At 32.8% G+C, this 4,538-nt stretch carries 5 protein-coding genes; 4 read left to right on the top strand and 1 reads right to left on the bottom strand.

The genetic code is table 11. The annotated features are described in order from the left end of the window. From OF897_RS12375 to OF897_RS12360, 4 genes are all read left to right on the top strand, one after another. On the top strand, positions 1-1,921 hold a 1,921-nt coding region (locus OF897_RS12375), incomplete at its 5' end, for an RHS repeat-associated core domain-containing protein (RefSeq protein ID WP_267266000.1). Next, the gene (locus OF897_RS12370) at positions 1,899-2,372 is read left to right on the top strand and encodes a hypothetical protein (protein WP_267265999.1); all 474 of its coding nucleotides are present in this window, start codon (positions 1,899-1,901) and stop codon (positions 2,370-2,372) included. The genes OF897_RS12375 and OF897_RS12370, both read left to right, overlap by 23 nt. A gap of 35 nt (positions 2,373-2,407) precedes the next feature. Then, positions 2,408-3,349, top strand: a complete 942-nt coding sequence (locus OF897_RS21690) for an RHS repeat-associated core domain-containing protein (protein WP_407648321.1) — start codon at positions 2,408-2,410, stop codon at positions 3,347-3,349. A 4-nt stretch (positions 3,350-3,353) separates the two neighbouring features. Beyond that, positions 3,354-4,037: a hypothetical protein gene (locus OF897_RS12360; protein WP_267265998.1), complete on the top strand. Its 684-nt coding sequence runs from the start codon at positions 3,354-3,356 to the stop codon at positions 4,035-4,037. Positions 4,038-4,074: 37 nt separating this feature from the next. Here the strand turns inward: OF897_RS12360 and OF897_RS12355 are convergent, their stop codons facing one another. Further along, positions 4,075-4,290: a hypothetical protein gene (locus OF897_RS12355; protein WP_267265997.1), complete on the bottom strand. Its 216-nt coding sequence runs from the start codon at positions 4,288-4,290 to the stop codon at positions 4,075-4,077. Between the last annotated feature and the right edge of the window lie 248 nt (positions 4,291-4,538).

The raw sequence follows: 4,538 nt of genomic DNA, 5'->3' as shown, positions 1-4,538 counted from the left end.
GCAGAATAAATACAACGAACTCTCACAGCTGGAAAGCAAAAAGGTAGGCGGAGTAAGTGCAAGCTCACCATTGCAGCAGATGGATTACAAATACAATATCCGGGGTTGGATGACGCAGATTAACGATCCGGTTACTTTAGGAGGAGATTTTTTCGGTTATAAGGTTAAATATGAAAATCCTGTATATACCGGTATTGCCACGGGAAGATATAATGGTAATATTGCGGAAATAGACTGGAACACATCTGTTGTAAACAATTTGAAGAGATATACCTATTCTTATGATGGACTAAATAGATTGAAGGATGCTGTATATACCGATCCTGAACAAACTAATCCTTACAGCAATAATTATAATGAGCATTTAACCTATGATCTTAACGGTAATATAAAAACACTTAAAAGGTTTGGTCTTTTGGGACTAGGTGCACCAACGGCTTTAATGGTTGATGATCTGGATTATCAGTATACGGGCAACCGTCTTAATCAAATTATAGAAAATGCGTTGAACGATACAGGATACGAAGGCGGTAATAATACCATACCTTATGACAGTAACGGAAATATGGTAAGCATGTGGGATAAAGGTATTCAAGGAATTACCTATAACCATTTGAATTTGCCTAATACAATGTCAATTTATCAATCAAATAATCTGGTTACTGGAGTTTATAATTTAGATTATTTATATCGTGCAGATGGAACAAAGCTCAGAAAAAAATATGCCACTGTACCGGGAAGAGGAGGAAGCAGTACAGTTAAGATCACTGACTATCTGGATGGTTTTCACTACAACCAGACACAGTTAGCAGCACCGTGTCCGTTTTGCAGGACGGAGGTAGCTTATGAACGGGATGCTTATGTTGCGAAGGATCCTATTATATTGGAGCCAGTAGATCCTCTAAATCCAAAACCTCCTTTAGGACCAGCATTTCTTCTTGACTTTGTGATAACCGCTGAAGGTTTTTACAGTTATGCCGAAAATCGTTATATTTACCAATACCGGGATCATTTAGGAAATACAAGGATAAGCTTTGCAAAAAAAACAGATGGCTCTGTGGAAATTACAGATACAAATGATTATTATCCGTTTGGATTAAATCATATCGGAACAGAATATAAAGGTTATCTGGGGAGTTATTATAACTACAAATACAACGGTAAAGAAATACAGGAAACAGGGATGTATGATTACGGTGCAAGATTTTATATGCCCGATATTGGAAGGTGGGGAGTTGTTGATCCACTGGCAGAGAAGATGACTCGTCATAGTCCCTACAACTATGCTTTCAATAATCCAATCAGATTTATTGACCCTGATGGGAGAATGGCAATAGAAAACGATGATGAGTTTAGGGTTAGTCCAAATGGAGATATAAAGCAAATAGAAAAAAAAGGAGAAGATGTTATCGTATTAGTGGATCGAAAAGGTAATGAAACTGGTGAGAGAGTAAATATTGGAAATGATGCTAAATTAGAAAAAAGTGGAAGAACTCAGACTTTAATTATTAGAGATCATGACAAGGCTAAAGAAGCATTTAAATCTGTTGCCAAACATTCTTATAACGAATTTGCTAAAATTAATCTAACTGATACTGATGTAGGAGATGCTTCAATTTTAATATCAAAAAGAGAACGTGGTGAAGTTCCTGCATCTGATTTTGCAAAATCTTTAGAAGATAATAAAGTCGGAACTGTTACAGATATTGACCATAGCCATACAAGTGGATACTCACCACCGTCAGGGTATAGTCGTGAAACAGGAAATATAAATAAAGTTCTTGAAGGTGATGCTAGAGGTGCCGTAAATTATCCAACAAATTCAAAAGGACAAGAAATCAACCGACATGTTTATGATCCTAGATCAAATAAAGCATATAAATATAATAAAACAAATTATGAAGAAGTTTCAAATTATTAATATTATATCATTACTAACTTTATTGACATCGTGTTCTTCGTCAAAATTAGATAGGGAGAATGATAATATCTTTTATTTAATAAAACAGTTTAAGACGGAATTTAAAGAAAAAACAAAAGGTAAATCAGAGTTAGTGGGAATTATGATAACGAAATCTGATAACTTAGTAACTATTAAAGATGTTCCTAAAAATGGGTTACTTGGATATATAAATGATTCTAATGTAAACAAATATAGTATAGGTGTTTTCTCCGGCTTAGTTTGTCTCTATGATTCAATAGAATGGAAAACAGATAAACCTTTATTTAAAGGTATTTCTACTAAATGGGTTCAGGAATCTAAAAAAAATAATTCGGCAACTATTAATGGTAAAGTTATTACTTTTTCAAATAAGTTTATAGAATGGAATTCCGAACTAGAAATTACCTATAATCTAAATTCTGTAAAGTAATTTTTTAATCGCTACAATATCGCAAGACCTATTATGTGGTATTGTACAATTACAAATACAATGGGAAGGAGCTACAGACTGAAACAGGAATGTACGACTATGGCGCAAGATTTTATATGCCTGACATTGAGAGATGGGGTGTAGTGGATCCACTCGCGGAGAAGATGCCGAGCTGGTCGCCGTATGTTTATACGTTCAATAATCCTATTATTTATACCGATCCAACAGGTATGGAACCTGTCGGAGATTATTACAATAAATTAGGAAAATACTTAGGAAGCGACGGTAAAAATGATAACAAGGTATACGTTGCCGACAGTAGAAATTCGAATGGTAGCTTCAGTAATGCTAAAGAACTTAATACTACACATTCACAGTTTCAAATTATGTCAAATGTTATTAAAGCGGAATCTTCTGGAGATGCTACAGAAAGCTTAATGCTTGCTCACGTTGCAAATAATGCAGTTGGAGATAAAGATGTTAATTATAGAGGAAATGAAGGTTTATACCAAATGCTTACTGATGGTAATTATTCAACAACATCATCCTCAGACAGGAGTACACCTTTATCAACAGGGAATGGCAGTGATGCGGCAAATGGAGCAAGATCAGCAATCATTAATGTGTTAACAGCAGGGAAAGATCCTACAGGCGGAGCGGTTCTTTGGGATGGTAAAGATTTCCTCAAAAAAGGGATGGATCATAATAAGTTTAAAGAGTATAATTATATTTCTATTGGCTCAAATGTACTAGGAAAATTTATTGGTAATGCTCAAGAAAATTATAATAAAGTGAATCCTAATTGGTCGTTAAACACTGTATTTAATTCTTCATCTATAAATCCTGCAAATGGGAAATGTGGGTCTTGGTGCTATACAACGAGTAGATGGACAGGTGTAGGAAATTCAAAAAGACCTTTTCAATTACAAGGTACTTCATCAGCTGGAATGAGTATTTTCTGGAGATTAAAAAAATGATATTATGAATATTAAAAATTTGCTCGTTTCTTTTTTGCTTATTTTAACTGTTTCGTGTACGAAAAAAGGTGTGACACCGTTGCCTAATAATAAAGTTAAAAATGACACTCTGAAATCATCGTATTCTCACCCTAAATCTAGCTATTGTGAAGATTTAGCAAAAGGATATTATAAGAAATTTGGAATATTAATTTCCAATTTTTATGAAGTAGGAAGCTTTATACCTTATGATTTTAATAATGATGGTGTTACAGATACTATTGCTATTTTAAATCCTTTTACTTCGATTCCAATGACGAAAAATTTCAGTGAGTGTTATTCTAAAGAAGTAAATGATAGATTATTAGTTTTTATAAAAAATGATGGGTCTAGAAGTACTATTTATAAGGTCTATTCAAATATAGTTTCTAATGAGATAAGTCCAGCTTGGGAGGGAGGCGAATTCTTGAAGTCTGAAAAAGATGGCTATAGTCTTATTGGAGATAAAGGTCAAGGTTGTAAATTTGAATATGAAATATTTATAAAACAATCAAATAGTCTGTTTCTTCTAGATAATATAAAAATGTCATTTTATTGTCCAAATAAAAAAATTATAGAAAAAAAGTATAATTATAAGGATGAAAAAATTTCTTTAGATGATTACAATAGAAATGTAATAGATTCCCTAAAAACAATAAATAACTTCTAAAAACAAATCCCTCGCTTTGTGAGGGATTTGTTTTTATTTAAAAAGCAGCAATATCTTTTAGCTTAATGGATTTGATAAAAGCGTCGATTACTTTAACGATGTGTGTTTTATCTTCATTATCCATTTTATCCATTTCGTTCAGGCGTTTAAGCATTGCAGGATCTTTTAAAACATTCTTATCCGAACTCTCAACCATCAGAAAACCTGCAAATATAAAGCAACAAGTAAAAAGGATTGAGAGTATAATTTTCATACTTATCCTAAATAAACAAACTTTATAACACAAAACCCCTCGCTCCTGCGAGGTTTTTTGTGTTATAAGCACTACATTTTTATTCAAGAAATCTTATTTATATCCTGCAATACTTTACATAGCCCCGCTACACAAAGTATACCGACTTTCAGCAGATAAAAATAAAATCTCTCTATTTTACGAGGTTTATCAATATGATAGAAATAAAATCCAGAATAACAGATATTTTCATGATATGAGAAAAATAA

The sequence above is a fragment of the Chryseobacterium formosum genome (genome assembly GCF_026460885.1).
In the GTDB taxonomy this organism is placed as follows: domain Bacteria; phylum Bacteroidota; class Bacteroidia; order Flavobacteriales; family Weeksellaceae; genus Chryseobacterium; species Chryseobacterium formosus.
The sequence above is the reverse complement of the archived record's forward strand: the minus strand, read 5'-3'. Positions and strand labels throughout refer to the sequence as shown.